Origin of the sequence: Streptomyces sp. NPDC001714 (assembly GCF_042892755.1) — a bacterium.
Lineage (GTDB): Bacteria > Actinomycetota > Actinomycetes > Streptomycetales > Streptomycetaceae > Streptomyces.
The window spans coordinates 594,941-619,541 of the sequence record NZ_JBIAUL010000001.1 but is presented as its reverse complement, the minus strand read 5'-3'; the positions used below and the strand labels follow the sequence as shown (position 1 = coordinate 619,541).

Sequence of the window (24,601 nt, the reverse complement as noted above, 5' to 3'; positions counted from 1 at the left end):
CGACGGTGGTGCGGCGCGTGGCGTGGCGGGGTGGTCCACGGCGCAACCCCCGAGCAGCCGGAAGAGGCGCGCTCCGCGACAACCTCCCACCGGACAACAGCCACCCGGGCAACCCGCTCCACCGCACCCCGGGCGACGGCGAAGGGCGGCCCGCGCGCGACTGCGCGGGCCGCCCCTGGGCGGGTGAGGGAGGGTCAGCCGGTCTGTTCGAGGAGGCCGGCGAAGGCCAGCCACAGGTCGATGTGCTGGTGTACGGCGGCGATCAGCGCGGCTCGGCAGTGGCCGGGCACCGCGTCCGCCAGTACGGCGCCCTCGGCGCCGAGGAGCGCGCGGTTGTCGAGCATCCGCAGCAGGTGCCGCCCGGGGTCCGAGAAGCGGATCGAGGGGTCGCGGGCGAGCGTGGCGAGGGGGTCCTTGGCCAGGGCGCGGCGCAGGGCCGGGCGGGCCGGGGCGTCGGCGGGAGCGACCGCGGCCAGCGGCGCGGGTCCCCCGGACGCGGTGGTCCGCCGCGCCTGGACCGGGTCCTCGCCCCGCTCCACCCGCGCCCGCACGTCCCGGGCGGTGCCCACCGACACTCCGGCGGCGGAGGCGATCCGGCGCAGCGACGCGTCCGGATGCGCGCGCAGATACGCGGCGGCGCGTTCCCGTCCCGCGGAGGGGTCCACGGGACGGGCCCGGCCATCCCGTCCCACCCGGGTGTTCAACTGGGGCCCGTCCCCGGATGAACGCGTCCGCAGCGTCGCGACGGTCTTCGTGGACAACCCGGTGGCCTGGGCGATCGCCCGGTTCGACCACTCCGGGTAGGCGGCCAGGATGCGGCGGGCGGCCGCCGAACGCTCCTGCTGGTTGAGCCGCCTTCCGTGGTGCAGGTTGGCCCGCACGGAGGCCACGAACGCCTCCCGCTCGTCGCCGTCGAAGAACCGCACCTCGATCTCGGGGCGGCCGGCCAGCAGCGCCGCGGTGAGCCGGTGCATGCCGTCGACGACCCGCAGCGTGCGGCGGTTCACCAGGATCGGGGGCAGTTCGCCGATCTCCATGAGGGTTCTGGCGTAGGCCAGGTCCACGTCCTCGGCCCGGGGGGAGTCGGCGGGCGCCAGCGCGGCGACCGGCACGCTCTGCACCGGGGACAGGACCGGGACCGGCCGGGTGGGGGGTGGAGGTGTGGTCATGGCCGGCGGTCCACGAGCCCTCGGCCGAGGACGGCGAGCAGCGCGGCCACCCCGGCGGGACCGGGCACCCGCAGGTCGCAGTGGTCCCGCAGCTCCGGGACAGCCTCGTCGGGAACGGCGGGCGCGCTGTAGACGGTGACGGAGGGCAGCCCCCGTGCCCGGCGTGCGGTCAGCAGCCGGAGGACCGGGAGGTCGGCGAGGTCGTCACCGGCGTACAGCACGGCGTGCGACGGCCGTTCGGCGAGGAACCCGGTCAGGGCCGTGGCCTTGTCGACGCCGTGCGGCCGTACCTCCAGGACCAGGCGGCCCGCCTCGACCCGCAGCCCGAGTTCGTCGGCCAGCGCCCGCACCGGGGGTTCCAGGAGCCGCAGGGCGGCGCCGGGGTCCGGACAGCCGCGGGTGTGCACGCCGATGCTGTGCGCCTTGTCCTCGATGCGGGCACCGGCGCCGTGCCGGGCCACCAGCGGGCGCAGCCGCCGGCGCAGCCGGTCGATCGCCGGGTGCGGCGCGGGGGTGCTCAGCCGGCCCGTCGCCGAGTCCCAGCGCTGGAGGCCGTAGTGGCCGAGCACCGTGATCCGGGGTGCGCCGGTACCGGTGCGCAGGGCGGCCGCGGCCACCACGTGACCGGCCGGGCGGCCGGTCGCGATCACCACGCGCATCCCGTGCCGGGCGAGGGTGACGAGGGCCGCGAGGGCCTGCGGCAGCGGGCGGGCGGTGGCGGGGTCGGTGACGATCGGGGCGAGGGTGCCGTCGAAGTCGACGGCCACGACCGCCTCCTCCGGCCGGTCGAGGAGGGCCCTCAGACCCTCCGAGCCCGCGGGCGAGATCCCCGCGGAGCCGGCCTTGCGTAAGGCCGGCCACAGCTCTTCGTCCGCCGTGCGGACAGGGCGAAGCGATGACGTGCTGGTCATGGTCGGTGTCTCCATTGGCGTCCACATGTGGAAAGACGGGCGCAGAGGCAGCCGGGAACGTCAGTGGTCCACGGTCGGTGGCCCTCGCCCGGACGGCCGGCCGCCTGACGGCAGGGCATCGGTCACCGGTGCGGAGGGAGGCGCGGCGGTTCACATTCGCGAGGAGTTCACATTCGCGAGGAGTTCGCATACGCGAGGATCGGGGCCTCGCGGGAGAAGACGTCACATGGGTGGGCAGTACCGAAGACACTGGAGACCAGTGCCGGGCGACCGCAGCGGCGCCGCCTTCGGTGCACTTTCGGCCACGATCGTGCTGCTGATGTACATACTCAGACATCCCCCGTCGTGTGTTCACACGCGTTCACACGTACTTCTGTGCAGGGGCGAGTCCACAGGGCGCCGGCCTTCGAGGGCCAGGGGAAGTTGTGGCCGATTGGACACAAGCGGCCAACTCCCGGCCGGCCGACCGCCGTCCACTCGCTCCGGCCTCGCCCGGACGCCGGGCTTCCGGTCCGGGCCGGCGGCCGCCGGCCCTCCGCCCGCACCGCACCGACCTGCGAGGACAACGCCCGTCCGGCAAATCGCACTACCATCCGGCAGATTCGGGGGGTCCATGCGGACCCTACCCGGACGTACAGAATTCAATGAAGCAAACGGGGAGGAAGATTGTGGACAGCAGGCCACCCGGAGACGCGCGACTCATTGACAGATCCGTCGGCTTCTCCACCGCGGCCTCGGAACTCCTGGACCAGACCGTCAGCACCCTGACGGCGCTCACGGGTGCGGGCATCGCCGCGAGCTACCGGACCCTGGCCGAAACGGATGGCCCGGTTCCGCTGGTGGACGCCGACCGCCGGCTCGGCGGGCCGGGAAGCGCCACCCGTCTGCTGGACCTGGGCCTCGCGCACGTCCTGCCGCACGATCCCCCGGTCCTCGCGGCAGCGGCCCCGTTACCGGCCCTGGAAGCGGCGTTGGCCCACAAGCAGCACGAGCTCAACGCCCAGTACGACATCGTCGCCCGCTCCCAGCGCGAGGCCGCACACATCCGCCGGCTCGCGCACCGGCAGGCCCAGGAGGCCACCTCGCACCGGCTCGCCCGCGTGCTCACCGACTCCGACGACATCGCGGCCCTGTCCAACACCATCGGCACGGCGGCCACGGCGGAGCACCTCACGCTGGAGACGTTCCGCTACGACCTGCCCCTGTCGGAAGGCTCCGCACAGCCGCCCACGGCCGCCTCGATCGCCCGGGGCGTGCGGCACCGCAGCATCTACGAGGCCGCCTTCCTGAGCGATCCCGTGGGCGCCAGGATCATCGAGCGCTGCGCCGCGGCCGGCGAGGAGATACGGCTGCTGCCGCGGCTGCAGATGAAGCTGAAGGTCACCGACGGCGCCCAGGCGCTGCTGGCGCTCACCCCGACCGGCTCCAGCGCGGCCCTGCACCTGACCTCGCCGGTCGCCGTGGACGCGCTGCGCCACTACTTCGAGCTGCTGTGGCGCGAGGCCCGGCCGCTGACGCTCTCCGGCTCCTCCGGTTACGGGGACCGGGAGGGGCAGCGCCACGAGATCGCCGCGCTGATGCGGCAGGGCCTCAAGGACGAGGCGATCGCCCGGCGCCTCGGGCTGACCCCGCGCACCGTGCGCCGCCGGATCAGCGAGTTCATGGAGGAACTCGCCGCCGAGACCCGCTTCGCCGCGGGCGTCGAGGCCCAGCGCCGCGGCTGGTTCGACGCACCGGCCGAGTAGTTCCCGCGAACGCCGAAGGCGGCCGCCCCCCGAGGGGACGGCCGCCTTCCCTGCTGCGCTGCGATGGCTCAGACGGCCGAACCGGCCTTCCAGTCGGCCCAGTTCATGTTCCAGCCGTTGAGGCCGTTGTCGGGGGCCACGGTCTTGTCGCCGGTGTGGGAGATGACCACCACGTCACCGATGATCGAGTGGCTGTACATCCAGTAGGCCGGCGTGCTCGTGTCGTTGGCGCCCTTGGTGTCGGACAGGCCCACGCAGCCGTGGCTGGTGTTCACGCTGCCGAAGACGGACTTGGCGCCCCAGTAGTTGCCGTGCAGGAAGGTGCCGGAGCTGGTGAGCCGGATGGCGTGCGGCACGTCCTTGATGTCGTACTCGCCCTTGCCGTCGCTGTCGGTGAAGCCCACGGTCGCGCCGTTCATGCGCGTCTCCTTGAACTTCTCGGACATCACCATGACGCCGTTGTACGTCTTGTTCTCGGGCGAACCGGCCGAGATCGGGATGGTCTTGACGGTCCTGCCGTCCTGGGTGACCTTCATCTCCTTGGTCTGGGCGTCGACGTAGGAGACCTGGTTGCGGCCGATGTGGAAGGTGACCGTCTTCTGCTGGACGCCGTAGACACCGGAGGCGCCCTCGACACCGTCGAGGGCCAGCTTCAGCGTGACGGTGGAGTTCTCCTTCCAGTAGTCCTCGGGGCGGCAGTCCATGCGCTGGGTGGAGAACCAGTGGCAGGCGACCTCCTGGCCGCTGCTGGAGGTGACCGTGACGCCCTTCTGGACGGCGGCCTTGTTCGTGATCTGCTTGTCGAAGTTGATCGACACGGGCATGCCGACGCCGACGGTCGAGCCGTCCTCGGGGGTGAAGGTGCCTATGAAGCTGTTGGCCGGGGAGACCGTGGTGAACGAGGCGTTCTCGTGCGCGACCAGGCCCGCGGAGTCCTTGGCCTCGGCGGCGACCTTGTAGGTGGTGGACCGCTCCAGCTGGGCGGAGGGCTTCCAGCTGGTCTTGTCCGCGGACAGCGCGCCGGCGACCGCGGTGCCGTCGGCGGTGGTCATGGTGACGCTGGTGAGCGTGCCCTTGCTGACGGTGACGGCCGCGGAGTTGTTGATCGACGCGTTGGACGAGCCGTCCTTGGGCGTGATGGTGATGTCGGCCTTCGACGACTTCTTGGCCGCGGCCTCGTCCGCCTGCGCCTGCGAGCTCTGGCCGCTGCCGGACGCCTTGTCGTCGCTGCCGGAACACGCCGTGAGCACCAGTACACCGCCGAGCAGTGCGGACGCGGCCACCAGGCCCTTGCGCCGCTTACTGTCCGTCATCACACGCTTCTCCATCGTTGCCGAGTACGCGAACACACCGAGAGTCCCCGTCAGGAAATCCCAACGCTGCGGCCGCATCGTCCCGTTCCACATTCTTCGGATCTGTGGGGTACACCACGCCCACAGGGGCGGCCGGTGCGGGAGGGACCGGTCCGCGCGCCCCCTGAGACGACGAAACCCCGGACGGCGCTGCCGCCCGGGGTCACCGGTTCCCCGGTTCGCTCAGCCGATGCCGCCCTCTTCGTCGTCGCCCTCGCCATCATCCTCGTCGAGATCCCAGTCCGGCGAATCGGGATCGTAGGAAATCCGCTCGCTGGACCAGGAGGCCTGCTGGAGCTCGACCCCGGGCACCTCGCTGACCAGGTCGAACGGATCGACGAGATAGGCGAGCGCCTCGGCGGTGTCTTCCGTCACAGCGGCCTCGGCCTGGGTCCGCTCCTCACCGGGCAGGTCGGGATCCCCGGCGATCCGGCGCAGCGCGGCCTTGGTGAGTTCGCCGGCGTCCTCCACCTCGAGGACCAACTCCACCCGAAGCCGCACAAAACGTGATGTCTCTGGAGTGCTCATGGCGGGAGCGTACGACCGAAACCTCCCGTGACTTTCCCGTGACCCGCGATTTTCACTAACATCTGCCCACACGGCCAATTCGCCAGCGTCACAAGGGGATCGATATTCCGTGTCATCCGCGCGCCGCCCGTTGCTGACCGCCACCGCCGCAGGCACCGTCCTGTGCGCGCTGTGGTTCGTTCCGTCCGCCCACGCGTCGCAGGACGCCCCGGCGAGAACCGGCACGTCGGAGAGTACGGCTACCCGGGTCACCCAGCAGGCGAGGGCGCTGTCCGAGGCCACGTCCGAGGCGACCGGGGACGCCACCCGACTCGCCGACACCGGCAGCCCGGACACCACGCCCTACGTCATCGGCGGCACCTTTTTCCTGGCCGTCGGCGCGGGCTTCGTGGTCTATTCGGTCCGCCGGGATCGCCTGGAATTTTAAACAACTTGACCGCTCCTTGACCGGGGACCCACAGTCCTCCCATGAAGAGATCACCGGGCGTGCGGACCTGCGCTCTCGCCGTCGGCGGCGCGCTGTCCCTCGCCCTCATCACGGGCTGCTCCGACGGGAGTTCCACGGACACCTCGGGCACCGCGCGGGAAGCGTCCACCGTCAAGGCGCTGGGCACCGCGGAGTTGAAGCAGCGGATCCTCGCGCAGGGTGAGGTGGACGGCTACAAGGTCAACGCGATCGGCAAGGCCGCGCCGACCCGGAGCACCATCAGGTCCAGCGACGAGAAGTGCCGCCCGCTGGCCTACGTCCTCACCGGCCTCGCCCCGGCCGCCCCCGCGACCGAGATCGGCCGCACGGTACGCGAGGACAAGAAGGACCCCACCGACGACGCGACCTCCCTCGACGACATGGCCGACGGCAAGTTCGAGAGCGCGCTCAAGGACTCCCTGAACCTGGACATCACCTCCCTCGACCTGTCGTCGTACGACGGCGACGGCGCACGGCAGGCCCTGCGCGCCGTCTCGACCGCCCTCGAGAACTGCACCACCGGCTTCACGGGCGGCACCTCCGGCGACGAACAGAAGGTCACGAAGGTCACGCCGACCAAGGCGTCGGGATCGGGCGACGAGTCGATCGCCTTCACCGCCACCACCGAGATGGACGGCGACAAGGGCCCGCTGCACGCGGAGGTGGTCCGCTACGGCAACACGGTCGCCACGTACTTCACGATGAACATCGGCGCGATGATGACCGCCAAGCCGTACACGGTGCCACCGGCAGTGATCAAGGCCCAGTCGGCGAAGCTGAAGTAGATTGCGCAGTTCCCCGCGCCCCCAAAGGGGCGCGGGGAACTGCGCAATCTTGGGGGCGCGGGAACTGCGCGGCCAGCCCCCCACGCACCCGCGGCCGTACGGCTACCGCAACGCCCCGGTCACCTTCTCCGCCGCCGCGACAACGCCCCCGCCCCGCACGAACTCCTCCGCCGCGGCCAGGTCCGGCGCGAGGAACCGGTCGGGCCCGGGCCCCTGCACCCCCGCGGAGCGCACCGCGTCGATCACGGCCCGGGACGCCGGTGCCGGCACCAAACCTTCCCGCAACTCGACGGCCCGGGTGGCCGCATACAGCTCGACGGCGATGACCCGCGTCAGATTGCCCACGGCCGTCCGCAGCTTGCGCGCGGCCGACCACCCCATCGACACGTGGTCCTCCTGCATCGCCGAGGACGGGATCGAGTCGGCCGACGCCGGAACGGCCAGCCGCTTCAACTCGCTGACCAGCGCCGCCTGCGTGTACTGCGCGATCATCAGCCCCGAGTCGACACCCGCGTCGTCCGCCAGGAACGGCGGCAGCCCGTGGCTGCGGTTCTTGTCCAGCAGCCGGTCCGTCCGCCGCTCGGCGATGGACCCGAGGTCGGCCACCGCGATGGCGAGGAAGTCGAGGACGTAGGCGACCGGCGCCCCGTGGAAGTTGCCGTTGGACTCCACCCGGCCTCCCCCAGAGCCGAAAGCCTGGGAGGTGCCCCCAGGCAGCACGACGGGGTTGTCGACGGCCGACGCCAGCTCCCGCTCGGCGACCAGCCGCGCGTGCGCGAGCGTGTCCCGCCCGGCCCCGGCCACCTGCGGAGCACACCGCACCGAGTACGCGTCCTGGACGCGCGGCGCGTCGTCCTGGTGGTGCCCGGTCAGCTGGGAACCCTGGAGCACGGCGAGCATGTTGGCGGCGCTGTCGCCCTGCCCCGGGTGCGGCCGGATGGCGTGCAGCTCGGGCGCGAGCACCTTGTCCGTACCGAGCAGCGCCTCGAGGCTCAACGCGGCCGTGACGTCGGCCGACTTGTAGAGCATGTCCAGGTCGGCGAGGGCCATGACCAGCATGCCGAGCATGCCGTCGGTGCCGTTGAGGAGGGCCAGGCCCTCCTTCTCGCGCAGTTCGACGGGGGCGATCCCGTGCTCGGCGAGCAGCTCACCGGCGGGCCGTACGACCCCGTCGGGGCCCTCGGCATCGCCCTCGCCCATGAGCGTGAGGGCGCAGTGCGAGAGCGGGGCCAGGTCCCCGGAGCAGCCGAGGGAGCCGTACTCGTGCACGACCGGGGTGATACCGGCGTTCAGCACGTCGGCCATGGTCTGGGCGACCTCGGGACGCACACCGGTGTGCCCGGAGCAGACTGTCTTCAGCCGCAGGAACATCAGGGCCCGTACGACCTCGCGCTCCACCCGCGGCCCCATGCCGGCCGCGTGCGAACGGACGATGTTGCGCTGCAGCTGGGCCCGCAGCTCCTGGCTGATGTGCCGGGTCGCCAGGGCGCCGAAGCCGGTGCTGACGCCGTAGACCGGGTCCGGCTTGGCCGCCAGCGCGTCCACGATCTCGCGGGCCGCCGCGAGCGCCGCGACCGCCTCCGCGGACAGTTCGATCCGGGCGCCGCCGCGCGCCACGGCGAGAACGTCGGACGCGGTGACACCGGACGTCCCCACCACCACAGTGTGCATATCCATATTCAGGAGCGTACGCAGTGAATGCGGGCGCTGTCACTACTGGGGTACGGGGTTGCCCCTTACTTGTACGTCACAGTCCGTACCTCACAGCCCCCGGCGCCCACGGAAGCTCCGCCGCTCGGCCCGCTCCGGCGGCGGCGCGTCGGCCAGCCGCACCACGGGATCGTCCGGCCCCTCCCGCCCGGCCACCACCGGCCGCTCGGCGCGCAGCGCCTTGGCCCGGTACTGGGCCGCGTCGGCGAGCCGGAACAGCCGGCGGCCCGAGCGCACAGGACCGATCGGGTCCGCGGTCGAGGCGACCCCGCACGCGACCCCCTCCCCCAGCTCCAACTCCCCTGCCCGGCGGCAGAGTTCGTCGGCCGCCTTGACCACGTCGTCGGCCGGCGGGCCGACCGCCAGCAGACAGAACTCGTCCCCGCCGAGCCGCGCGGCCAGCGCGCCCGGAAGCATCGCCCCGCACAGCGACAGCACCGAGCCGAAACGTTCGAGCAGACGGTCGCCGACGGCGTGCCCACAGGTGTCGTTGACCTTCTTCAGCCCGTTGAGGTCGCAGACGACGAGGCTGACCACGACCCCCTCCGCGCGGTGCTGCTCGATCGCCTCGTCGAGCCGTACGTCGACGGCGCGGCGGTTGGCGAGCCCGGTGAGGGCGTCGGTGTACGCGAGCCGGCGCGCCTCCTCCAGCCGCTCGGTCTGCGCGATCCCGGCGGCGACGACGGAGGCGAGGACGGTGGCGAAGTCGGCGTCGGCGCGGTCGAAGACGGGGGCGTGGACGGCGCGGGCCACGTACAGCTCGCCCCAGGCCCTGCCGTGCAGCACGATCGGGGCGACCAGACAGCAGCCGCGGCCCCGGCGGCGCAGGGCGGCGACGCGCTGGTGGGAGTAACCGGGGCGGCCGGCGGCGGGGCCCTCGGCCGTCTCGACCCAGGCGTTGGGGCCGCCGCCGCCCGCCCAGCGTTCGTGCAGGAACTCGGTGATCTCCGGGAACTGGTGCACCGGATAGGCCTCGCCCTCGGGGAACTCCTCCTCGTCCGGGGCGCGCTCCCCGACGTTCACGAGGACCCGGAGCCGGCCGAGCTCGCGCTCCCAGACGGAGAGCGCGGCGAAGCTGCCGTCCAGCGCACGGCAGGCGCCGGCCGCGGCAGCGCACCAGCACTCACGGGGGGTGCGAGCCGCGGCCATGCCCTGAGCCAGCGCGACGACGGCGGCGAGCCGGTTGTCCTCACCCATCACTCCAGGTTAGGGATGATTTGATTCATTCGGGACATTGGCGGGGCGAACAGGTGCTGCGGGGCCGGTGCATCGTCGCCGCCTGCGGGCCGGTGGGGGCTGGTCGCGCAGTTCCTCCCCCAGCCTTCGGCCGGAGGTACCCCCAGCGCCCCTTACGGGGCGCTGTTCAGCCGCGCCCTACATACCCAGCTGCGCCCCCTACTCCCCCGGCCACTCCGGCGGACGCTTCTCGTTGAACGCCGCCACCCCCTCCGCCCGGTCCCCCGAGAACGCCACCGTCCGCCACGCCGCGTCCTCGACCTCGAGCCCGGTCCGCAGGTCCAGCCCGTGCCCCAGCCGCAGCGCCCGCTTCGCCGCCCGCAGCCCCACCGGCGAGTTCGCCGCCATCCGCGCCGCCAGCTCCAGCGCCGCCTCCCGGTCCCGCCCCGTCTCCACCAGCTCGTCGACCAGGCCCAGTTCACGCGCCTCCGGCGCCTCCACCCGCCGCGCCGAGAAGACCAGCTCGGCCGCGCGCGCCGCCCCCACCCGGCGCGGCAGCAGCTGCGTACCGCCACCGCCCGGGATCACCCCCACCGACACCTCCGGCAGGCCCACCACGGCCGTGGTGTCGGCCACGATCACGTCGCAGGACAGGGCCAGTTCGAAGCCCCCGCCGAGCGCGTAGCCGTGCACGGCGGCGATCGTCGGCATCGGCAGCTCCAGCACGCCGGTGTACGTCCCGCGGGACAGCGGCCGCGACCGGAGCAGCTCGGCGTCGGTCATCGCGTTGCGCTCCTTCAGGTCGGCGCCGACACAGAACGCCCGCTCGTGCGAGGAGGTCAGCACGACCACCCGGGCGTCCCGGTCGGCGCTCAGCGCGGCGCAGGCCGCGATGACCGAGCGGGCCATCCCCGTCGACACCGCGTTCATCGCCTTGGGCCGGTCCAGCACGAGCTCCGCGACGTGCCCGTGCCGCCGCACCAGCACGAACTCCCCGTACCGCTCCTCGCTCATGTCAGTCACCCTCCGCTCGACCCGGCTACGGGTTAACGCCTGTTAACTCCCCGATCATCGCAGCCGGGGCAGTCCCGAGGAAAGAGGCACCGACCGGTCGCGGACACCCCCGTTCGAGTGACATCCCGGGAGACTCCCGGCGCACGCCCCACAGGAGCGCATAACGTGCGCTCGCCACGGCGCATCGGGGGCGCGCAGCGGGGAGGGATCGTCATGACAGGAATGTCGGCAGCCAGTCGCCGGGGACGGCACCGCAAGCCCCGGCCCCGCAAGCTGCTGTTCGCCGCCGGAGGGCTGGCGCTGGCCGCCGGCGCGCTCAGCCTCGTACGGATCACGTCGGACGGCGGCGGTGTCGGCGCGCCCGGCACGGCGGAGGCGGAGCCCCGTCCCGATCCGACCGCCGACGCCACGGACCGCTCCGCGAACGCGGGGGCCACCGTCGGTACGGTCCTCAGGGCGACGCCCTCGGCGGCCACCGTCATGGGCGGCGAGAGCACGGCACCGACGGCCACGGCCGCCCGTACGGCTTCCGCGGCACCGTCCGCCTCACCCACCGCGCTGCCCGGCCCCGGCGCGGGTACGGTCCCGACCACCATCCCGACGGAACCGACCCGTCCCTCGAGCACTCCGCCGCAACCGGCCACGACCTCCGCGCCCTCCCCGACTCCGACGCCGACGCCGAGCGCGCATCAGCCGGGCGGCGGGGTCTGCCTGCCGGTCGTCGGACTCTGCGTGGGCCCGCTCGCGGCTACGACTCCCCGTCCCGGCGGGTGAGCAGCCATGGCTCCACGACCCCCAGGCCGCGCACCGGGCGCTGCCACATCGGCTGGAGCGCGAAGCGGTACGTCGGGGGCTCCTCGCCCTCCTTCTCGGCGGTCGCCGCCTCCTCCGCGGCGGCCGCCTCCGAGGCCGGCGCCTCCCCCACCCGGATCAACTCCTCCGCGAACGCGCTGTCGACGAGCACGGCGTCGCGCGGGGCTATCGAGGTGAGGCGGGAGGCGAGGTTCACGGTCGTACCGAAGACATCGCCCATTCGGGTGGTCACCGTGCCGAAGGCCATGCCGACCCGCAGCTCCGGCATCGTCTCGTCGTTCGCCATGGTCTCGACCAGGCGCAGCGCGATGTCGGCGGCGATACCGGCGTCGTCGGCGGCGTACAGGACCTCGTCGCCAAGGGTCTTGATGAGCCGGCCGCCGCGCGCCGCCACCAGGTCGGCGGCGGTGGTCTCGAAGGCCTCGACCAGCTCGCCGAGTTCCTCCTCCTCCATGCGCCGGGTCAGCCGGGTGAACCCCACGAGGTCGGCGAAGCCGACGGCCAGCCGGCGGTCGACCATCTCCTCGTCGTCGGTGGCCTGCACGACCCGGCCGGCCGAGGCGGCGAGCTGGCGGCGCCAGACGTAGACGAGGAACTCCTCCAGCTCGGGCAGGAGCAGTTCGACGATCGGATACGTGACCTCGGTGCGGGTCATGCCCGGCTCGGGCGGCTCGGTCAGGCCCTCCAGGAAGGAATCCATCTGCCACTCGGCCAGACGGGCGGTGGTCTGCCCCGTGGACCGCGCCACCTGCACGGCCATGGCCTCGCTGAGCAGCCCCGCCTCGACGAGACCGGCGAGCCGGCGCAGGGCCAGCACGTCGGCCTCGGTGAGCGCCTTGGCCTGCCCGATGTCGGCGAATCCCATCGCCCGCCAGAACCTCGACGCCAGCTCCATGGAGACGCCTGCGCTGCGGGCCGCCTGGAAGGGGGTGTAGCGGCGCTCGGCCCCGAGGATCAGGCCTTCGAGACGCAGCGCGAGGGGGTCCTCGCCGGAGTCGGCGGCGTCCGCGCCCGCGCCGGAGCCCGTGTCGTCGACGGTCACGCCTGCTGCCCTTCCGATCTACCGCGGTCGCATACCGACCGGCCTCAACTCTACGGCAGCTGTGCGGTAGCTCACTTCGTGAGGTAAGCCGACATCGGGGTGGTGAGGGGTCGAGTTCCGGGTGCGGGCCGCTTCACAACGACCCAGCTGCGGGCAGGCGTGCCGCAGGGCGGCACGGGTGGGCGCAGCGGCACCCAGCCAGCGCCGGTAAGCGTCCCCCACCCCAGCCCCCACCCACCGGCACCCGCCCTCACGCCGGCCGCAGATGCACGATGTCCCCCGCCCCCACCGGCTCCTGGACCCCTTCCTTCGTGGCGATCACCAGCCGCCCGTCGCCGTCGATCGCCACCGCCTCCCCGACCAGCGCCCGGTCCCCGGGCAGCTCCGCCCGCACCGACCGCCCCAGCGTCGCGCACCCCGCCGCGTACGCCTCCTGGAGCCCGCTGGCGCCCGGATCGCCGCCTGCCGCGCGCCAGCGCCCGTACCAGTCCTCCAGGGACCGCAGGACTGCCCTCAGCAGCGTCTCCCGGTCCGTGCTCACCGCCCCGGCCAGCGCGAGCGACCCCGCCTGCGGCACCGGCAGCTCCGCCGCGCGGAGCGTGACGTTGATGCCGACACCGACCACCACCCCGTCCTCACCGGCCCGTTCCGCGAGAATGCCCCCGGCCTTGCGCTCCTCGTCACCGACGGTGACAAGGAGATCGTTCGGCCACTTGAGCGCCGTGTCGACGCCCGCGCCCAGCGCCAGCCCCGTCGCCACCGCCACCCCCGTGAGCAGCGGCAGCCAGCCCCAGCGGGCCACCGGCACCTCGGCCGGCTTCAGCAGCACCGAGAAGAACAGGCCCGAGCGCGGCGGCGCCGTCCACTGCCGGTCCAGCCGCCCCCGCCCCGCCGTCTGCTCCTCGGCCACCAGCACCGCGCCCTCGTCGGCGTCCCCCGCCACGGCCCGCGCCACTAGGTCGGAATTGGTGGAGCCGGTACGGTCCACGACCTCGATGTCGCAGTACAGGCCCCCGTGCCCGCCGTCCCGCACCAGGGCCCTGCGCAGCCCCGCCCCGTTCAGCGGTGGACGGTCCAGGTCGGACCAACGATTGTTGTTCGCATCTGCTGCGTCTCGCGGCGTCATGCAAGCCACCCTAGGTGTGTTGTACGCCGCACTGCCGTTTGGTAGGCACCCCACTACTCTACGGATGAGTAACCGTCCCCCCTTTTGAGCAGGCAGGGAGCCGCATCCCGATGTCCGAGCCGGAAGAGATCGACATTCACACCACCGCGGGGAAGCTCGCGGATCTCCAGCGCCGTGTCCACGAAGCGACACACGCCGGTTCGGAGCGCGCCGTCGAAAAGCAGCACGCCAAGGGCAAGCTGACGGCCCGTGAGCGGATCGAGCTGCTCCTCGACGAGGGCTCCTTCATCGAGCTGGACGAGTTCGCCCGGCACCGCTCCACCAACTTCGGCCTGGAGAAGAACCGCCCCTACGGGGACGGCGTCGTCACCGGGTACGGCACGGTCGACGGCCGCCCCGTCGCCGTCTTCTCGCAGGACTTCACCGTCTTCGGCGGCGCCCTCGGCGAGGTCTACGGCCAGAAGATCGTGAAGGTCATGGACTTCGCCCTGAAGACCGGCTGCCCGGTCATCGGCATCAACGACTCCGGCGGCGCCCGGATCCAGGAGGGGGTCGCCTCCCTCGGCGCCTACGGCGAGATCTTCCGCCGCAACACCCACGCGAGCGGCGTGATCCCGCAGATCTCGCTCGTCGTCGGCCCCTGCGCCGGTGGCGCGGTCTACTCCCCGGCCATCACCGACTTCACGGTCATGGTCGACCAGACGTCCCACATGTTCATCACCGGACCGGACGTCATCAAGACGGTCACCGGCGAGGACGTCGGCTTCGAGGAGCTGGGCGGCGCCCGGACCCACAACTCCGTCTCCGGCGTGGCCCACCACATGGCCGGCGACGAGAAGGACGCCGTCGAGTACGTCAAGCAGCTGCTGTCGTACCTGCCGTCCAACAACCTCTCCGAGCCCCCGGTCTTCCCCGAGGAGGCCGACCTCGCCGTCACCGACGAGGACCGCGAGCTGGACACCCTGGTCCCGGACAGCGCGAACCAGCCGTACGACATCCACACCGTGATCGAACACGTTCTCGATGACGGCGAGTTCTTCGAGACGCAGGCCCTGTTCGCCCCGAACATCGTCACCGGCTTCGGCCGCGTGGAGGGCCACCCGGTCGGCATCGTCGCCAACCAGCCGATGCAGTTCGCCGGCTGCCTGGACATCAAGGCGAGCGAGAAGGCCTCCCGCTTCGTCCGCACCTGCGACGCCTTCAACGTCCCGGTCATCACCTTCGTCGACGTCCCCGGCTTCCTGCCCGGCGTCGACCAGGAGCACGACGGCATCATCCGCCGCGGCGCCAAGCTGATCTACGCCTACGCCGAGGCCACCGTCCCCCTGATCACCGTGATCACCCGCAAGGCCTTCGGCGGCGCCTACGACGTCATGGGCTCCAAGCACCTGGGCGCCGACCTCAACCTCGCCTGGCCCACCGCCCAGATCGCCGTCATGGGCGCCCAGGGCGCCGTCAACATCCTGCACCGCCGCACCATCGCCGAGGCGGAGGCGAACGGGGAGTCCGCAGAAGACGCGGAGGCGGTGCGCGCCCGGCTGATCCGGGAGTACGAGGACACCCTCCTCAACCCCTACACGGCGGCCGAACGCGGCTACATCGACGCCGTCATCATGCCGTCGGACACCCGCCGCCACGTCGTACGGGGCCTGCGCCAGCTCCGCACCAAGCGCGAGTCCCTGCCCCCGAAGAAGCACGGCAACATCCCCCTGTAAGGAGCCGCTGTGACGATCAAGGTCATACGGGGCAACCCGACCCCGGAGGAGCTGGCCGCCGCACTGGCGGTCGTAAGGGCACGCGCGGCGGCCCTGGCAGCCGTCCCGCCCGGCACCCCGCCCCCGACGAGCGCCTGGTCCGACCCGAGCCGCATCGCCCAGCAACGCCTCCCCCAGCCGAGCCCGAGCGCATGGACCCGTACTTACTGGCCCTCCTGAGCCACCCCATGGGGGCGCGAAACCGCGCACCTAAGCGGAACCCCGGGCCCCAATCTGAGTACCCCTACTCAGGCGCCCGAGGTCGGCCAAGCCCCACGCTGGTGACATGCTGTGGTCGGACCCCGAAGACGAGCCGCCGAAGGACCTGCAGGACATGCAGAGGACCCTCCGGCGGCTCGGCGTCTTCCTGGCCCTGGTCATGGTCCTGCTGATGATCGTGCTCGGCGTGAGATGACGCCCTCCTGGCGGCCCCCCTGCCGGCCACGCCGATAGTCTGCCCCCATGCGCAGACTCGTCCTCGCCTCCCAGTCCCCCGCCCGGCTGAACCTCCTGCGCCAGGCGGGCCTCGCCCCCGAGGTGATCGTCAGCGGCGTCGACGAGGACGCCGTCACCGCCCCCACCCCGGCCGAACTGGCCCTCGCCCTCGCGGAGGCGAAGGCGTCCGTCGTCGCCGCCCGCCCCGACGTCCAGGGCGCGATCGTCATCGGCTGCGACTCCGTGCTGGACATCGACGGCCAGGCCCTCGGCAAGCCGGCGGACGCCGAGGAGGCCACCGCCCGCTGGAAGTCGATGCGCGGCCGGGCCGGCACCCTGCAGACCGGGCACTGCGTCTGGGACACGGCGAGCAAGCGCTGGGTGTCGGCGACCGCGTCCACGGTCGTACGGTTCGGCGAGCCCACCGACGAGGAGATCGCCGCGTACGTCGCCACGGGCGAGCCCCTCTACGTGGCGGGCGCGTTCACCCTGGACGGCCGCAGCGCGCCGTTCGTCGAGGGCATCGACGGCGACCACGGCAACGTGATCGGCATCAGCCTGCCCCTGGTCCGCCGGCTGCTCGCGGAGCTCGGCGTCGGCATCACGGAGTTGTGGGCGCCGGCGGAGTGAACGGCCCGGCGGGCGGCGTGTCGTTCTTCGCCTCCGCGCCCGGCTCCGGTTCCGGGTCGCTCGCGGGTCCGGAACCGCCCTCGTCCCCGCCGTCGGCCTCCGCCCCGGCCCCACCGGCGCCGTCCACCCGGTCGTACGTCATCAGCAGCAGCACGACGAGCGCGAGGACGACCACCATGAACAGGAACGCCCTCCAGCCGATCAGGCCCCACGCCACGGCGCCCAGGAGGGCGTGCACGACCGCGACGCTGATCAGGAGCACCCGGCCCAGGCCGGCGGGCGGCCGGTTGCGTACGGCGACCAGCAGGGCCACCAGCCCGCACAGCGCGAAGTAGAGACCGAAGACCACCGCGCCGGCCTTCGCGGACATCGACATCTTGTCCGGGTCGAGGCCGGCCAGGGACATGTCCTGGCGGTCGACGACCACTCCCATGAACCAGTTGAGTGCCGCGATGCCGAATGCCTCGGCGAAGAGTATGACCGCCACGATCCACGCCACCGGTCTGCGCACCACCGGTCCCCACCCACTTTCGTTCACGGCCCGGACCGAGCCGGTGTTACTTGAAGTACGTTCAAGACATCGCGAACGCTACTAACGGGTAAACCCGGGGACAAGGGTCCGGTCGGCAGCAAAGAAACGTTGGGCCATTCGTAGGGACTCAACAAAGAAACGGAGTGGGGCGCGGCACGCTCTCACAGAGACCTTGACCACATGGCGGGGCTAGGGTTTCCCGAAGGAGTCCTGCGTACCGAGGTGCGACAAGGGATTTCGCGGGTCGGGTGAGCTTCGCATCACGCTCCGTGTGGGCAAGGTCACCATTGGGGACGGGTCGAAGTGCCGTGTCGGCAGTCCCTAAACTCGGCTTGTTTCAAGGAGGGAGCCTCAATCGTGCGCAAGGTGCTCATCGCCAACCGTGGCGAAATCGCTGTCCGCGTGGCCCGGGCCTGCCGGGACGCCGGGATCGCGAGCGTGGCCGTCTACGCGGACCCGGACCGGGACGCTCTGCATGTCCGCGCCGCGGATGAGGCGTTCGCCCTGGGCGGTGACACCCCCGCCACCAGCTACCTGGACATCTCCAAGGTCCTCAACGCCGCCCGCGAAGCAGGCGCGGACGCCGTCCATCCGGGCTACGGCTTCCTCTCGGAGAACGCGGAGTTCGCGCAGGCGGTCCTGGACGCGGGCCTGACCTGGATCGGCCCGCCGCCGCAGGCCATCCGTGACCTGGGCGACAAGGTGGCGGCCCGGCACATCGCCCAGCGCGCCGGCGCCCCGCTGGTGGCCGGCACCCCGGACCCGGTCTCGGGCGCCGACGAGGTCGTGGCGTTCGCCGAGGAGCACGGCCTGCCGATCGCCATCAAGGCGGCCTTCGGCGGCGGCGGACGCGGCCTGAAGGTCGCCCGCACCCTCGAAGAGGTCCCGGAGCTGTACGACTCCGCCGTCCGCGAGGCGGTGGCCGCCTTCGGCCGTGGCGAGTGCTTCGTGGAGCGCTACCTGGACCGCCCCCGGCACGTGGAGACCCAGTGCCTGGCCGACACCCACGGCAACGTGGTGGTCGTCTCCACCCGTGACTGCTCGCTCCAGCGCCGCCACCAGAAGCTGGTCGAGGAGGCCCCCGCGCCGTTCCTCTCCGAGGCCCAGGTCGCCGAGCTGTACCGCGCCTCCAAGGCCATCCTCAAGGAGGCCGGCTACGTCGGCGCCGGCACCTGCGAGTTCCTGGTCGGCCAGGACGGCACCATCTCCTTCCTGGAGGTCAACACCCGCCTCCAGGTCGAGCACCCGGTGACCGAGGAGGTCGCCGGCATCGACCTGGTCCGCGAGATGTTCCGCATCGCCGACGGCGAGGCGCTCGGCTACGACGACCCCGAGCTGCGCGGCCACTCCTTCGAGTTCCGCATCAACGGCGAGGACCCGGGCCGCAACTTCCTGCCGGCCCCCGGCACGGTCACCCGCTTCGACGCCCCCTCCGGCCCCGGTGTCCGCCTGGACGCGGGCGTGGAGGCCGGCTCGGTCATCGGCCCCGCCTGGGACTCCCTCCTGGCCAAGCTGATCGTCACCGGCCGCACCCGCGCGGAGGCCCTCCAGCGCGCCGCCCGCGCCCTGGACGAGTTCCAGGTCGAGGGCATGGCCACGGCGATCCCGTTCCACCGCGTCGTCGTCCGCGACCCGGCGTTCGCCCCCGAGCTGACCGGCTCCGAGGACCCCTTCACGGTCCACACCCGCTGGATCGAGACCGAGTTCGTCAACGAGATCAAGCCCTTCACCGCCCCGGCCGACGCCGAGGCCGAGGAGGAGACCGGCCGCGAGACGGTCGTCGTCGAGGTCGGCGGCAAGCGTCTGGAGGTCTCCCTCCCGGCGTCCCTGGGCATGACCCTGGCCCGCACCGGCCTCGCCGCCGGCGCCAAGCCGAAGCGCCGCGCCGCCAAGAAGTCCGGCCCGGCCGCCTCCGGCGACACCCTCGCCTCGCCCATGCAGGGCACGATCGTCAAGGTCGCGGTCGAGGAGGGCCAGGAGGTCAAGGAGGGCGACCTGATCGTCGTCCTGGAGGCCATGAAGATGGAGCAGCCCCTCAACGCCCACAAGGCCGGCACCATCAAGGGCCTCGCCGCCGAGGTCGGCGCCTCCCTCACCTCCGGCGCCGTGATCTGCGAGATCAAGGACTGACACCACACCGCACCACACCGCCCGGCGAACGTCACCCGTTTCGCCGGGCACCCGACTTTCCGGAACCTGGAACGCCCCATGCGCGCCGACGCCCGCCGAAACCACGACCGGCTACTGGCCGAGGCCCGCACCGTCTTCGCCGAGCACGGCACGGACGCCTCACTGGAGGACGTGGCCCGCCGGGCGGGCGTGGGCATCGGCACCCTCTACCGCCACTTCCCGACCCGGCACGCCCTGATGAGCGCGGTCTTCGAGGACGCGGTGAGTGAACTCCTGGCCAGAGCCCATGAGTTGGAGACCGCACCCGACCCCTGCCAGGCCCTGCTGACCTGGCTCCACGAGCTGGTCGTCCACGCGGCGGCGTACCGGGGCCTGTCGAGGGCCCTGATGTCAGCGTCCTCGTCCTCGGACTCGGCCCTGTCCCGCTGCGGCACCCCGATGCGGGAGGCGGGCAACGCCCTCCTGACCCGTGCTCAAGAAGCGGGCACGGTACGGGCGGACGTACAGATCGCCGACCTCCTCCAGCTCACCCACGCCATCGCCCTGGCAGCGGAGGAGTCACCGGGAGACCCGCACTTGGCGGACAGACTGCTGACCCTGACTCTGAAGGGACTCACCTAAGGGGCGCTGGGGGTGCCCCCGGCCGAAGGCTGGGGGAGGAACCGCGCGACCGGCCACAACCAACCCGCACCCGCGCGACTACGGAACCACCACGGCGCCCGGGCACTCAAGCCCCCTCACCGCCGCCGCATATCAGCAACCCGCCCCCGCTCGGCGCCCGTCGGCGGCTCTCCCTGGAGCATCGAAGCCGACCGCAACCCCGCCCCCGGCCCCTGACTCCGGCGCGGCCCCGGCAGGGCGACGTCCCGACGCTGTTGATGCTGCTGCCGCGCCGGGACCTGATCACCCCCCGGGTTACCCGACGCCCCGGCCACGGCGATCTGCACCCCCTGGTCGGCAAGGGCCTGCAGCTCGGTGACCGCACGGTCGTCGTGGGGCGGCGGCTCGTCGGTGACCAGCCGGGTGATGACATCGGTCGGCACGGTCTGGAACATCGTGTCCGTACCGAGCTTGGTGTGGTCGGAGAGGATCACGACCTCCGCGGCGGCCTGCACCAGCGCCCGGTCGACGGACGCCGACAGCATGTTGGACGTGGACAGCCCCCGCTCGGCCGTCAGGCCGCTCCCGGACAGGAAGGCCTTCGACACGCGCAGCCCCTGCAGGGACTGCTCCGCACCGGAGCCGACGAGCGCGTAGTTGGAGCCCCGCAGGGTGCCGCCGGTCATCACGACCTCGACCCGGTTGGCATGGGCCAACGCCTGCGCCACCAGCAGCGAGTTGGTGACCACGGTCAGGCCGGGCACTCTCGCCAGCCGACGCGCGAGCTCCTGCGTGGTGGTACCCGCCCCGACCACGATGGCCTCGCCCTCTTCGACGAGGCCCGCGGCGAGATCGGCGATGGCCGTCTTCTCGGCGGTCGCGAGATGGGATTTCTGCGGAAAGCCGGACTCCCGCGTGAACCCGCCCGGCAGTACCGCACCGCCGTGCCGGCGGTCTAGGAGTCCTTCTGCCTCCAGTGCGCGCACGTCCCGCCGTACGGTCACTTCGGAGGTCTGGACGACGCGGGCGAGCTCACGGAGCGACACGGCCCCGTTCGCTCGCACCATTTCGAGGATCAATTGGCGACGTTCTGCAGCGAACACGAAACTGACAGTAACCCCAACGACCGTCTGCTTTCAGCAGTTTGCGCCGAATAGCAGAAGTTGTTCGCACAGCAGGGTCAGGAGTGGTATAGGGCCTAGCACGCCCGACTATGCCGTACGCATGCCCGACAACTCCCCGTCACCGGCGGGGAGTCGGTTCCGGCCGTCAGAGTTCGCTGCCGGTCTTCCGGGTGTGCAGCTGCCGCGCCACCTCGGCGATCGACCCCGAAAGAGAGGGATACACGGTGAACGCGTTCGCGATCTGTTCGACCGTCAGATTGTTGTCGACGGCGATCGAGATCGGATGGATCAGCTCCGAGGCCCGCGGCGAGACGACCACACCGCCCACCACGATCCCGGTCCCCGGCCGGCAGAACAGTTTCACGAAGCCGTCCCGGATGCCCTGCATCTTGGCGCGCGGGTTGCGCAGCAGCGGCAGCTTCACGACCCGGGCGTCGATCTTGCCCGCATCCACGTCGGCCTGTGTGTACCCCACGGTCGCGATCTCGGGATCGGTGAAGACATTCGACGAAACGGTCTTCAGGTTCAACGGCGCCACCGCGTCACCCAGGAAGTGGTACATCGCGATCCGCCCCTGCATGGCGGCCACCGACGCCAGCGCGAACACACCCGTCACGTCACCGGCGGCGTACACCCCCGGAGCCGTCGTCCGCGACACCTTGTCGGTCCAGATGTGCCCGGAGTCGCGCAGCTTGACCCCGGCCTCCTCCAGCCCCAGCCCCGCACTGTTCGGAATGGCACCGACGGCCATCAGGCAGTGCGAACCGCTGATGACCCGCCCGTCCGCGAGCGTGACCTCGACCCGGTCCCCGACCCTCTTCGCCGCGGCCGCCCGCGACCGCGCCATGACGTTCATGCCCCGGCGCCGGAAGACGTCCTCCAGGACGGCGGCCGCGTCCGGGTCCTCGCCCGGCAGCACGCGGTCGCGCGACGACACGAGCGTGACCCGTGACCCCAGCGCCTGGTAGGCACCGGCGAACTCGGCACCGGTGACACCCGACCCGACCACGATCAGCTCTTCGGGCAGCTCGGTCAGGTCGTAGACCTGGGTCCAGTTCAGGATGCGGTCACCGTCGGGCTGCGCATCGGGCAGCTCACGAGGATGACCACCGGTGGCGATCAGCACCGCATCGGCGACGAGCGTCTCCTCACTCCCGTCCGCGGCCGCGACGACGACCTTCCGCGACCCGTCCAGAGCCTGCATGCCCTCCAGCCGCCCGCGCCCGCGCATGACCCGCGCACCGGCCCGCGTCACCGAAGCGGTGATGTCGTGCGACTGCGCCAGTGCCAGCCGCTTCACACGCCGGTTGACCTTCCCCAGATCGACTCCCACCACCCGGGCGGCCTGCTCCAGGGGCGGGGTGTCGTCGGCGACGATGATCCCCAGCTCCTCGTACGACGAGTCGAAGGTCGTCATGACCTCGGCCGTAGCGATAAGGGTCTTCGACGGCACGCAGTCGGTCAGCACCGACGCTCCGCCCAGACCGTCGCAGTCGACGACGGTCACCTCCGCGCCGAGCTGCGCGGCCACCAGCGCCGCTTCATAGCCGCCGGGTCCGCCACCGATGATCACGATCCGAGTCACGTACTCCATTGTCCCGCACGCTTCAAGGTGCTATTGCCCGGGGGCCGCGCCCGGCGCTTCCCGGGACGGGAGGGACACCCGTGACGCCTGCCGTACCCTCTCCCCATGTCGTCGCTCTACGCCGCGTACGCCGGCAATCTCGACGCGCGGCTGATGTCCCGCCGCGCCCCGCACTCGCCCCTGCGCGCCACCGGCTGGCTGAACGGCTGGCGGCTGACCTTCGGCGGCGAGCACATGGGCTGGGAGGGCGCCCTGGCGACGATCGTCGAGGACCCCGTCTCCCAGGTCTTCGTCGGCCTGTACGACATCGCCCCGATGGACGAGGAGTCCATGGACCGCTGGGAGGGCGTCGCCATGGGCATCTACCGCCGCGCCAAGGTCCGCGTGCACACCCTGGAGGGCGAGGAGACCGCCTGGCTCTACGTCCTCGACGGCTACGAGGGCGGCCTGCCCTCCGCCCGCTACCTGGGCGAGATCGCCGACGCGGCGGAATCCGCGGGCGCACCACACGATTACGTGATGGAGCTGCGCAAGCGACCCTGCTGAGGACGCCCGCCCCTAGACTTGACCGGAACCGGCAGAGGAACTGGAGGCCGCCATGACCGGCAGGAATGCCTACACCGTGTACTACACCGAGCAGGCGGCGGCAGCCAGGGACCGGCTCGAGGAACCGCAGCGCGCCGCGTTCGACAAGGGCATCATGATGCTCGCCCAGGACCCGTTCCCCGAACTGTCCCGGCCCATAAGCTCCACGGGAGACGACCGGACCATCCGGCTGACGCAGAACATCCTCATCGAGTACACCGTGAGCGTGGGCCGCCTGTTGATCTTCATCGTCGAGGTCTTCAACGACAAGGACATCTTCGTCACCGGCGTCTGACCGCTCCAACAGGTCGCACAGACCACCCACAGCCGGCACAAAAGTTACCTGGGTCACACCGCTCATCGGAAACGACAAGACAACGATCGCAATCCCATGAGCTCCGTCATCTACGCGCGTAGGCCCAGACCGGCTACTCTCATCCGCGTGAACGCATCTCTTCTTCCGGACGACATCCAGGGCGACCCCCACGCCGCCGCCGACGCGGCCGCCGCCCGCCTGCGCGAACTCACGGGCGCCGACACCCACGACGTCGCCCTCGTGATGGGCTCCGGCTGGGCGCCGGCCGTCGACGCCCTGGGCGCTCCCGACGCCGAGTTCCAGGTCACCGAGCTGCCCGGCTTCCCGCCGCCGGCCGTAGCGGGACACGGCGGCAAGATCCGCTCGTACTCCTCCGGTGACAAGCGCGCGCTGGTCTTCCTGGGCCGCACGCACTACTACGAGGGCCGCGGCGTCGCCGCCGTCGCCCACGGCGTCCGCACCGCCGTGGCCGCCGGCTGCAAGACGATCATCCTCACCAACGGCTGCGGCGGCCTGCGCGAGGGCATGCGCCCCGGCCAGCCGGTCCTCATCAGCGACCACATCAACCTGACGGCGACCTCCCCCATCATCGGCGCCAACTTCGTCGACCTCACCGACCTCTACAGCCCCCGCCTGCGCGCCCTGTGCAAGGAGATCGACCCCAGCCTCGAAGAGGGCGTCTACGCGCAGTTCCCCGGCCCGCACTACGAGACGCCGGCCGAGATCCGCATGGCCCGCGTGATCGGCGCGGACCTGGTGGGCATGTCGACGGTCCTGGAAGCGATCGCTGCGCGCGAGGCGGGCGCCGAAGTCCTGGGCATCTCCCTGGTGACGAACCTCGCCGCGGGCATGACGGGCGAGCCCCTCAACCACGAGGAGGTCCTCCAGGCGGGCCGCGACTCGGCGGCACGCATGGGCGAGCTGCTGGCGCAGGTACTGGGCAGGCTCTGAGAGAAAGCCGCCGAAGGGGGGCCGACGCGGCCGCTCGCGCAGCTCCCCGCGCCCCTGACGGGGCGCCGCAGTCACCCTCTCCGAGAATGGGACGGAACTCGGAAGCCGCCCACGGCGGGAAG

At 71.9% G+C, this 24,601-nt stretch carries 25 protein-coding genes; 13 read left to right on the top strand and 12 right to left on the bottom strand.

Features of this window, described 5'->3' with window-relative positions:
• Window positions 1-194: 194 nt before the first annotated feature.
• Complete coding sequence (locus tag ACFY0P_RS02920; RefSeq protein ID WP_388906565.1) at window positions 195-1,169, bottom strand: ParB/RepB/Spo0J family partition protein; 975 nt, start codon at window positions 1,167-1,169, stop codon at window positions 195-197.
• The gene (otsB, locus tag ACFY0P_RS02915; protein ID WP_388906562.1) at window positions 1,166-2,080 is read right to left on the bottom strand and encodes a trehalose-phosphatase; all 915 of its coding nucleotides are present in this window, start codon (window positions 2,078-2,080) and stop codon (window positions 1,166-1,168) included. Before otsB ends, ACFY0P_RS02920 begins: the two co-directional genes overlap by 4 nt.
• Before the next feature lie 668 nt (window positions 2,081-2,748).
• On the opposite strand from otsB, the gene ACFY0P_RS02910 reads away from it, so the two are divergent.
• Complete coding sequence (locus ACFY0P_RS02910; protein ID WP_388906560.1) at window positions 2,749-3,825, top strand: helix-turn-helix domain-containing protein; 1,077 nt, start codon at window positions 2,749-2,751, stop codon at window positions 3,823-3,825.
• Window positions 3,826-3,893: 68 nt separating this feature from the next.
• Here ACFY0P_RS02910 and ACFY0P_RS02905 read toward each other — a convergent pair whose 3' ends face one another.
• Both ACFY0P_RS02905 and ACFY0P_RS02900 read right to left on the bottom strand, forming a co-directional pair.
• A complete protein-coding gene (locus ACFY0P_RS02905) occupies window positions 3,894-5,138 on the bottom strand; it encodes an Ig-like domain-containing protein (protein WP_388906558.1) in 1,245 nt (414 codons plus the stop codon).
• A 222-nt stretch (window positions 5,139-5,360) separates the two neighbouring features.
• On the bottom strand, window positions 5,361-5,705 hold the full coding sequence (locus ACFY0P_RS02900; protein WP_388906555.1) for a hypothetical protein: 345 nt from the start codon (window positions 5,703-5,705) through the stop codon (window positions 5,361-5,363).
• 109 nt (window positions 5,706-5,814) lie between these two features.
• Here ACFY0P_RS02900 and ACFY0P_RS02895 point away from each other — a divergent pair, with 109 nt between their 5' ends.
• The gene (locus ACFY0P_RS02895; RefSeq protein ID WP_388906553.1) at window positions 5,815-6,132 is read left to right on the top strand and encodes a hypothetical protein; all 318 of its coding nucleotides are present in this window, start codon (window positions 5,815-5,817) and stop codon (window positions 6,130-6,132) included.
• A gap of 41 nt (window positions 6,133-6,173) precedes the next feature.
• A complete protein-coding gene (locus ACFY0P_RS02890; RefSeq protein WP_388906550.1) occupies window positions 6,174-6,956 on the top strand; it encodes a hypothetical protein in 783 nt (260 codons plus the stop codon).
• Window positions 6,957-7,058: 102 nt separating this feature from the next.
• Here ACFY0P_RS02890 and hutH read toward each other — a convergent pair whose 3' ends face one another.
• The 3 genes from hutH to ACFY0P_RS02875 all read right to left on the bottom strand — a co-directional run bounded on the left by hutH (window position 7,059) and on the right by ACFY0P_RS02875 (window position 10,856).
• Window positions 7,059-8,627 carry a histidine ammonia-lyase gene (gene hutH / locus ACFY0P_RS02885; protein WP_388907292.1) on the bottom strand — a complete coding sequence of 523 codons (1,569 nt, stop codon included), beginning with the start codon at window positions 8,625-8,627 and terminating at the stop codon, window positions 7,059-7,061.
• Between the two features lie 90 nt (window positions 8,628-8,717).
• A complete protein-coding gene (locus tag ACFY0P_RS02880; RefSeq protein WP_388906547.1) occupies window positions 8,718-9,863 on the bottom strand; it encodes a diguanylate cyclase domain-containing protein in 1,146 nt (381 codons plus the stop codon).
• A 198-nt stretch (window positions 9,864-10,061) separates the two neighbouring features.
• Window positions 10,062-10,856: an enoyl-CoA hydratase/isomerase family protein gene (locus tag ACFY0P_RS02875; RefSeq protein WP_388906545.1), complete on the bottom strand. Its 795-nt coding sequence runs from the start codon at window positions 10,854-10,856 to the stop codon at window positions 10,062-10,064.
• A 213-nt stretch (window positions 10,857-11,069) separates the two neighbouring features.
• On the opposite strand from ACFY0P_RS02875, the gene ACFY0P_RS02870 reads away from it, so the two are divergent.
• A complete protein-coding gene (locus ACFY0P_RS02870) occupies window positions 11,070-11,630 on the top strand; it encodes a hypothetical protein (protein ID WP_388906543.1) in 561 nt (186 codons plus the stop codon).
• Here ACFY0P_RS02870 and ACFY0P_RS02865 read toward each other — a convergent pair.
• Both ACFY0P_RS02865 and ACFY0P_RS02860 read right to left on the bottom strand, forming a co-directional pair.
• On the bottom strand, window positions 11,605-12,711 hold the full coding sequence (locus tag ACFY0P_RS02865) for an adenylate/guanylate cyclase domain-containing protein (RefSeq protein ID WP_388906541.1): 1,107 nt from the start codon (window positions 12,709-12,711) through the stop codon (window positions 11,605-11,607). The genes ACFY0P_RS02870 and ACFY0P_RS02865 overlap by 26 nt on opposite strands.
• 250 nt (window positions 12,712-12,961) lie before the next feature.
• Window positions 12,962-13,837: a biotin--[acetyl-CoA-carboxylase] ligase gene (locus tag ACFY0P_RS02860; protein WP_388906539.1), complete on the bottom strand. Its 876-nt coding sequence runs from the start codon at window positions 13,835-13,837 to the stop codon at window positions 12,962-12,964.
• Window positions 13,838-13,947: 110 nt separating this feature from the next.
• Between ACFY0P_RS02860 and ACFY0P_RS02855 the strand changes: the two genes are divergently transcribed.
• The 4 genes from ACFY0P_RS02855 (at window position 13,948) to ACFY0P_RS02840 (ending at window position 16,656) form a co-directional block, all read left to right on the top strand.
• Window positions 13,948-15,552 (top strand): acyl-CoA carboxylase subunit beta, encoded by a 1,605-nt coding sequence (locus ACFY0P_RS02855; protein ID WP_388906536.1) that lies wholly within the window; start codon window positions 13,948-13,950, stop codon window positions 15,550-15,552.
• Between the two features lie 9 nt (window positions 15,553-15,561).
• Window positions 15,562-15,771: an acyl-CoA carboxylase epsilon subunit gene (locus ACFY0P_RS02850; RefSeq protein WP_388906534.1), complete on the top strand. Its 210-nt coding sequence runs from the start codon at window positions 15,562-15,564 to the stop codon at window positions 15,769-15,771.
• 106 nt (window positions 15,772-15,877) lie between these two features.
• Complete coding sequence (gene mmpB / locus ACFY0P_RS02845; protein ID WP_351715426.1) at window positions 15,878-16,006, top strand: morphogenic membrane protein MmpB; 129 nt, start codon at window positions 15,878-15,880, stop codon at window positions 16,004-16,006.
• A gap of 47 nt (window positions 16,007-16,053) precedes the next feature.
• Complete coding sequence (locus ACFY0P_RS02840) at window positions 16,054-16,656, top strand: Maf family protein (protein WP_388906532.1); 603 nt, start codon at window positions 16,054-16,056, stop codon at window positions 16,654-16,656.
• On the opposite strand, the gene ACFY0P_RS02835 is transcribed toward ACFY0P_RS02840, so the two are convergent.
• On the bottom strand, window positions 16,628-17,170 hold the full coding sequence (locus ACFY0P_RS02835) for a hypothetical protein (RefSeq protein ID WP_388906530.1): 543 nt from the start codon (window positions 17,168-17,170) through the stop codon (window positions 16,628-16,630). The two genes, ACFY0P_RS02840 and ACFY0P_RS02835, sit on opposite strands and share 29 nt — an antisense overlap.
• A 375-nt stretch (window positions 17,171-17,545) precedes the next feature.
• Between ACFY0P_RS02835 and ACFY0P_RS02830 the strand changes: the two genes are divergently transcribed.
• A complete protein-coding gene (locus ACFY0P_RS02830; protein WP_388906527.1) occupies window positions 17,546-19,318 on the top strand; it encodes an acetyl/propionyl/methylcrotonyl-CoA carboxylase subunit alpha in 1,773 nt (590 codons plus the stop codon).
• A 78-nt stretch (window positions 19,319-19,396) separates the two neighbouring features.
• Window positions 19,397-19,939, top strand: a complete 543-nt coding sequence (locus ACFY0P_RS02825; RefSeq protein ID WP_388906525.1) for a TetR/AcrR family transcriptional regulator — start codon at window positions 19,397-19,399, stop codon at window positions 19,937-19,939.
• 116 nt (window positions 19,940-20,055) lie between these two features.
• Here ACFY0P_RS02825 and ACFY0P_RS02820 read toward each other — a convergent pair whose 3' ends face one another.
• Together ACFY0P_RS02820 and ACFY0P_RS02815 are read right to left on the bottom strand one after the other, a co-directional pair.
• Entirely contained in the window at window positions 20,056-21,021 is a 966-nt protein-coding gene (locus ACFY0P_RS02820) for a DeoR/GlpR family DNA-binding transcription regulator (RefSeq protein ID WP_388906522.1), read from the bottom strand.
• A gap of 166 nt (window positions 21,022-21,187) precedes the next feature.
• Complete coding sequence (locus ACFY0P_RS02815) at window positions 21,188-22,636, bottom strand: NAD(P)H-quinone dehydrogenase (protein ID WP_388906520.1); 1,449 nt, start codon at window positions 22,634-22,636, stop codon at window positions 21,188-21,190.
• 96 nt (window positions 22,637-22,732) lie between these two features.
• Here ACFY0P_RS02815 and ACFY0P_RS02810 point away from each other — a divergent pair, with 96 nt between their 5' ends.
• The 3 genes from ACFY0P_RS02810 (at window position 22,733) to ACFY0P_RS02800 (ending at window position 24,479) form a co-directional block, all read left to right on the top strand.
• Complete coding sequence (locus tag ACFY0P_RS02810; RefSeq protein WP_388906518.1) at window positions 22,733-23,173, top strand: gamma-glutamylcyclotransferase; 441 nt, start codon at window positions 22,733-22,735, stop codon at window positions 23,171-23,173.
• A gap of 52 nt (window positions 23,174-23,225) precedes the next feature.
• Complete coding sequence (locus tag ACFY0P_RS02805) at window positions 23,226-23,507, top strand: type II toxin-antitoxin system RelE/ParE family toxin (protein ID WP_388906516.1); 282 nt, start codon at window positions 23,226-23,228, stop codon at window positions 23,505-23,507.
• Between the two features lie 147 nt (window positions 23,508-23,654).
• Window positions 23,655-24,479 carry a purine-nucleoside phosphorylase gene (locus ACFY0P_RS02800; RefSeq protein WP_351485257.1) on the top strand — a complete coding sequence of 275 codons (825 nt, stop codon included), beginning with the start codon at window positions 23,655-23,657 and terminating at the stop codon, window positions 24,477-24,479.
• Window positions 24,480-24,601 lie beyond the last annotated feature (122 nt).